General features: G+C 43.8%; 4 protein-coding genes. All 4 read right to left on the reverse strand.

Going from position 1 to position 4,253, the window contains the following annotated elements; genetic code table 11:
* Positions 1-1,398, reverse strand: a 1,398-nt coding sequence (gene miaB, locus RAC86_RS35845; RefSeq protein ID WP_377886706.1) for a tRNA (N6-isopentenyl adenosine(37)-C2)-methylthiotransferase MiaB, incomplete at its 3' end; no start/stop codon positions are given.
* 147 nt (positions 1,399-1,545) lie between these two features.
* A complete protein-coding gene (locus tag RAC86_RS35850; protein ID WP_377886707.1) occupies positions 1,546-2,724 on the reverse strand; it encodes a glycine C-acetyltransferase in 1,179 nt (392 codons plus the stop codon).
* 12 nt (positions 2,725-2,736) lie between these two features.
* Positions 2,737-3,780 carry an L-threonine 3-dehydrogenase gene (tdh, locus tag RAC86_RS35855; protein WP_076457704.1) on the reverse strand — a complete coding sequence of 348 codons (1,044 nt, stop codon included), beginning with the start codon at positions 3,778-3,780 and terminating at the stop codon, positions 2,737-2,739.
* Positions 3,781-4,045: 265 nt separating this feature from the next.
* On the reverse strand, positions 4,046-4,253 hold a 208-nt coding region (spoVS, locus tag RAC86_RS35860; RefSeq protein WP_377885345.1), incomplete at its 5' end, for a stage V sporulation protein SpoVS.

Consider the following 4,253-nt stretch of genomic DNA (forward strand, 5'->3'; position numbering starts at 1 on the left):
CGTATAGCCGGCAAGAATATCAGGGTTATTTTTGCTTTCACCCTCAACTAATACTTCGACAACCTTGCCTTCGTATTCCTTCATTTTTTTAGCAGAAATTTCATTCACCAGTGCGTTTAGACGCTGCAGGCGTTCTTTTTTCACACGCATCGGTACATTATCTTTCATCTTAGCAGCCGGAGTGCCCTCACGCGGAGAGTAAATGAACGTATAGGCGCTGTCAAACTCCACTTCACGGTATAGAGAAAGCGTTTCTTCAAACTGTTCGTCCGTTTCATTTGGAAATCCGACGATAATGTCCGTTGTCAAAGAAGCGTTTGGCATTGCTTCTTTAATTTTTCGCACCAGCTCCATGTAACGCTCTCTGTCATATTTGCGGGCCATCAGCTTCAGAACTTCTGAGCTTCCTGATTGAACCGGAAGATGAATGTGATCAAGCAGATTTCCGCCTTTTGCCAGCACTTCAATGAGGCGGTCGTCAAAGTCGCGCGGATGACTCGTTGTAAAACGGATTCTCGGGATATCGATTTTTCTCAGTTCATCCATCAAATCACCAAGTCCGTACGTCATATCTTCAAAGTCTTTTCCATACGCGTTTACGTTTTGGCCTAACAGAGTAATTTCCTTATAGCCTTCACTTGCGAGCCTTCTCACTTCCTGAATGATATCCTCAGGGCGGCGGCTTCTTTCTTTTCCGCGTGTGTAAGGCACAATGCAATACGTACAGAATTTGTCACAGCCGTACATGATATTGACCCAGCCCTTAATTTTTCCATTTCGGACTTTCGGAAGGTTTTCAATAACGTCCCCTTCCTTAGACCAAACTTCTACAACCATTTCTTTTGAAAGGTATGCTTCTGACAAAAGCTCCGGCAGGCGATGAATGTTATGCGTTCCGAAAATCATATCGACAAACGGATGTTTTTTCAAAATACGGTTCACGACTGATTCCTCTTGGGACATACAGCCGCACACGCCTAAAATCAGATCGGGATTGTTTTTTTTCAGTGCTTTTAAGTGCCCGAGCTCACCAAACACCTTGTTTTCAGCATTTTCACGGATTGCACATGTATTTAACAAAATGACATTGGCGTCGTCAACAGAGTTTGTCGCTTCGTAACCGAGCGCCATAAAGATCCCTGCCATAACCTCTGTATCGTGTTCATTCATTTGGCAGCCGTACGTACGGATATAGAACTTTCTTCCGTCTCCCAATCCTTTAAATTGTTCAGAAATTTTAAAGTCATTATGATAAGTAACGGCTTCCTTGCCTCGTTTTTTCGCGTCTTTTAAAGAAGGCGGAATGTAAACAGCTTCAAAGTACTTGCTGTAATCCTTCTCGGATTTTTTGTCCGATGGATGAACTTGTCCGCTCTCTAATTTTTGTTTTTCATTCATGTCATATTTTCTCCTTTCAAACCAAACTTCCACCCTTCAGTATAAAGGTTATTGAAGCTCTGCACAACTGGCAACCTATCATTGTACACTCATTGAGAATAATAATCAATAAGGAATCAAAAGAGGAAGAGTAAACTCTTCCTCTTGTTACAATAGCTGGAGCTCCTTTGCCGTCTTTTCGATGACATCAAGCGCCTGATCCAGTTCATCTTTAGTGTGCTCTGCTGTTATAATCGTGCGAATTCTGGCTTTTCCCTTTGCTACAGTCGGGAAAACGATACTTTGGGCAAAAACACCGTGAGAAAGGAGCTGATCTGAAAATTGCTTTGCCACACCTTCATCACCTATTAAAATAGGAAGAATCGGCGTTTGACTCTCTGTGAGAGTCAAACCCATTTTCACAAGCATTGCTTTAAAATAGGCAGTATTCTCCCACAAGCGCTCCATATGCTCCGGCTCTTCAAGCAAGACATCAATCGCTTCCATACAAGCTGCAGTGACAGCCGGCGGATGAGATGTGCTGAATAAAAATGGACGGCCTTTATGGCGCAAATAATCGATCAGCACCTTTGAACCTGCAGCGTAGCCGCCGAGCACTCCGATTGCCTTGCTTAATGTTCCGACCTGAATATGCACTCTGCCGTCAAGACCGAAGTGATTTACCGTTCCCCTGCCTTTTTCGCCAAGTACTCCGGATGCATGGGCGTCATCCACCATCACAAATGCGTCATATTTCTCAGCGAGCTCTACAATATCAGGCAGAGGAGCTATGTTGCCATCCATGGAAAATACGCCGTCTGTCACAATCAGACGCATCCGATAATTCATTGACTTTCTCAGCACCCGCTCTAAATCACTCATATTGACGTGCTGATACACCTTTTTATCCGCCTTTGTCAGTCGAATTCCGTCAATAATAGAGGCATGGTTCAATTCATCTGAGATGACAATGTCCTCTTTTGATAGAATACTTGAAAGTACGCCTTGGTTTGTTGTGAAGCCTGATTGGAATACAAGTGCTGCCTCCGTTTTTTTAAAGGCTGCCAGCTTTTTCTCAAGCTCTTGATGCATTGTAAATGTACCGGCAATCGTTCTCACTGATCCGGTGCCGGCTCCATACTGCTGAACGGCCTCCTGTGCGGCGTTGATGAGTCTAGGATGTGAAGTGAATCCGAGGTAATTATTAGAAGATAGCTGAATGACTTTTTGGTGATTCACTGTGACAGATGGGCCCTGCATAGATTCAAGCTGTTTTATGTCTTGCCATGTATGGTTTTCTTTCATACTATCAAGCTCTGCTTTTAAAAACTCAAATTCCTTCGTCATGTTTATCCCCCTTTATGGAATTAAAATTACTTTTCCGCACTGCCCGCTTCTCATCAGTTCGAAACCTTTTTCAAACTCCTCTAATGGAAACTGATGGGTAATAACAGGTGCAAGATCGATCACGTTTGAACTGATCAACTGAGACACCTGGCGCCATGTTGAAAACATTTTTCTTCCTGTGATTCCTTGGATGGTAAGCCCTTTAAATACCACTTTATTCGTCAAATCAATTGTCACCGGATGTTCCGGCAAGCTGAGAATATGAAATCTTCCGCCATTCGCAGCCATCGCAAGACCTTGGGCAATCGCTGAGGGATGGCCCGACATCTCACAAACAAGATCTGCTCCTTCTCCACTCGTTAAAGCGCTTACAATTTTGAGCGGGTCTTCTTTTTCAATAGAAACAGTACAAGTCGCTCCCATTTGTTTTGCAAGCCTCAGCCTGTATTCATTCTTATCAATCGCTATCACCTGAGAAGCTCCTGCTGCTTTTGCAACCGCAACAGCCATAAGACCAATCGGCCCGCATCCAATGACTGCAGTCGTTCCTCCTGCAGGCTGGCTCTCGAGTACGGTATGAACTGCATTTCCTAAAGGCTCTTGAATGGAAGCAATTGACGGGTCCATATCAGCGGGATTTCTCCAAATGTTATCAGCTGGAACTTTTACATACTCCGCAAAACAGCCTGCCGTGTCCACTCCGATTATAGCAGTATTGGTACACACATGAGATTTTCCTGTTACGCAAGGGACACATTCACCACAGACAATGTGTGTTTCCGCAGACACATACTCTCCCACTTTTACACTGCTGACATTCTCTCCCACGTCCTCTACGATGCCGCTGAACTCATGGCCGAAAACATAGGGTGTTTTGATTCTCTGACGTGCCCATTGATCCCAATTATAAATGTGGACATCCGTGCCGCATATGGAAGCGGCTTTCACTTTTATGAGGACTTCATGTTTATCAATCTCAGGAATGGGAACTTCAGTCAGCACAGCACCGAACGCCCCGTCCTTTTTCATTAGAGCTTTCATCTTTCCACTCTGCATGTACAATCCTCCTTGAAAAATTCTTGTTATATTCGGATTGTACCATGATATGGAATAAGCGTAAACAGCACTGTCTTTTACAGATGGACAAAAGTATCTGTCTTGAAAAATGGGCGGAATTTTTTTTTGAAACGTTTTAGCTCATTTCTGATTTTGTATATTCGCTCATTTATGTGCTAAAAATACTATTGGGAGAAAATATCACAATAAATGAAAAACAACCTGTTTGCATTACGCAAACAGGTTGAGAATGCTTTATTTGTTTTTAGCGAGGCTCCACGATTAATTTAATCGCTGTTCTTTCTTCCCCATCGATTTGAATATCTGTAAAAGCCGGAATACAAATCAAATCAACGCCGCTAGGCGCCACAAATCCCCTGGCAATCGCCACAGCTTTTACAGCCTGGTTTAATGCACCCGCTCCGATCGCTTGAATCTCGGCGGCTCCTCGCTCTCTCAACACGCCTGCAAGC

The organism is Bacillus sp. LR_5, from assembly GCF_042709275.1.